Genomic DNA, 2,154 nt, shown 5'->3' with positions numbered 1-2,154 from the left:
GTCCATGAGCTTACTTTTAACTCTATGGGAGGAGCATATTTATTTGCTTTATCTGGCGTTCCAAATTTTGAAAGGAACAAAGCAACTAACCAAAAATTTTGAGAACGTTTCATTTTTAATCCTGGATTCTAAGGCGGACAAATAAGTAATGTAATAATGCATATCCGGTATTCACACTCAAGGCATTACCTGCCTGTTTATAAAGTTGATGCTCACTTACACCCGCCGCTATTGCGTTATCGAAAAAAGGTTGATCAAAACCTTGAAGCTTTAAAGCTTCTGGTGGGGTTAACCTTCGCACAGGCTTTTTAAACAAAACTTCTTTTGCTGTTTCTTTATGAGATTGACCGTTTAAGATATAATCATCGGAATAGTAATTATCCTGGCATGCTCTATGCATTTTAACCATAGTGGCAGTTAATGTCCTAGCTATATCTAGGTCAATCTGAGATTTACTCCAGAAATTTTTAGAGCCGCCATCAAGTATGGTATGTTTTATTTTTTCGGATAGGTAGTATTTCTGGTTAGTTTCCCTCTCCAGAATATCTAAAACATTAGTGTACGTATTCAAACTATGATAATCAATATTATTAAAATTATTGACAATAGCTTCTTCGGTAAGCTCGATTTCTATTTCTTTTTTACTGCAAACAAAAAAGATGCGACTACGCCTTTGTGGCAATCCAAACGACTGCGTATCGAGTACAACATAGTTTACATATTTGTATTCATGTTCTTTGAAGAAGTTAATTATTAATTCCAGCGTTTTGCCTTTGTCATGGTTAATGATATTCCTCACATTCTCAAGGACAACAAACTCCGGCTGTTTTCCTTTTAGAATTTCATGTATACTAAAAAGTATCTTCCCTCTTTCGTCTTCCAGCCCAAGTTGTTTTCCTAATAAACTAAATGCCTGACATGGAAATCCCCCGAGTAACAAGTTAAAATCAGGTAGCTTCCGTATGTTTTCTTTATCATCTGTAAAATTGATGATATCATTCATCTGGACTTCGTCTGCTATATTATAATTAGCAGAGTATGTTGTTTTAGCATGATGGTCAATTTCTGAAAAAGCAACGCACTCAAATTGYCGATCAGTATCCAGAGATAAATGATCAGCCGCATTTCTGAAGCCTCCGATACCTGCAAATAATTCTATATATCTCATTTGTAAAATTTCATTAACTCCTGTCCTATTGTGTGGGCCATTTTTACAGGAACAGCATTACCGATTTGTTTATACGAACTATTTAATCCACCTCTGAATAAATAATCATCGGGAAATGTTTGAATTCTTGCTGCTTCCCTTGGACTTAATCCTCTGGCTTGAGTAGGATGAATATACATGTGGCAATCATATTTCATATGTGATGTGATTGTTTTTGATACTTCTGAAGATTTAAGTTTATAATACTTATCGTGAAAAATGTGGTTTCTGTTTTTGTATTTACTTAAATCCTGAATACTTTCATGAAGTGAATTAGCTCCTTCAGGCAGCCGTCTGAATATCTCCAGATCGTTTTCATTATTGTATCTTGACTTATGATTAAATAAATAAGCTGAGCCCCTGCCATTATTTATATCAGTTAAAAAAGCATTCAGAGGTACTTCTGTCTTTCTTATAGCATAACCATGTATCTCCCCGTCAACATCCGGATTCCTGATTTCAGGGTTTGTTGCAATTTCAGGTAGTCCGAACAAGGCATCTTTAAGATTATACTGGCTTTTTATTTTCTTTCTTTTAAGAAGAGTCTGTTTTACCCCCTCCATAAACATAAAATTTCTACCACCAATAAGAATGTATCTATGCCTGCTCTGAGGAACATCAAAACTTTGTGCATCGATTGTTAAAGGAGAAAACGAGTAGCTCTGTTTTGTTTTGTCATTAATATCCTTCTCAATTTCGCTTTCTACGTTTTTCATTCCCCTTACATTTTCCATGATAAAAAAATCAGGGTTTATAAGAGCAAGTAGCTCAACAAAATATTTGTATAAAATATTTCGCTTATCTTCTATGAATCTTTTTTCTTTACTTTCATCATCTATAACATAGTTTCTTCGATTAGCTTTAGAAAAACCCTGACACGGTGGCCCCCCCGCTACTAATTTAATATGTTCAAAAAGATGTTTGTAACTGTTGAAATCATTAAAAAG

At 34.5% G+C, this 2,154-nt stretch carries 2 protein-coding genes; both read right to left on the bottom strand.

Annotated elements, in window-relative coordinates; genetic code table 11:
* Positions 1 to 115 precede the first annotated feature (115 nt).
* Positions 116 to 1,168 (bottom strand): DNA (cytosine-5-)-methyltransferase, encoded by a 1,053-nt coding sequence (gene dcm, locus AC1DG9_RS26235; protein WP_337717705.1) that lies wholly within the window; start codon positions 1,166 to 1,168, stop codon positions 116 to 118.
* Positions 1,165 to 2,154, bottom strand: a 990-nt coding sequence (locus AC1DG9_RS26230; RefSeq protein ID WP_477635590.1) for a DNA cytosine methyltransferase, incomplete at its 5' end; no start/stop codon positions are given. The genes AC1DG9_RS26230 and dcm, both read right to left, overlap by 4 nt.

Source organism: Pedobacter sp. 05L430 (genome assembly GCF_056397585.1).
This window is presented reverse-complemented; position numbering and strand designations above follow the sequence as displayed.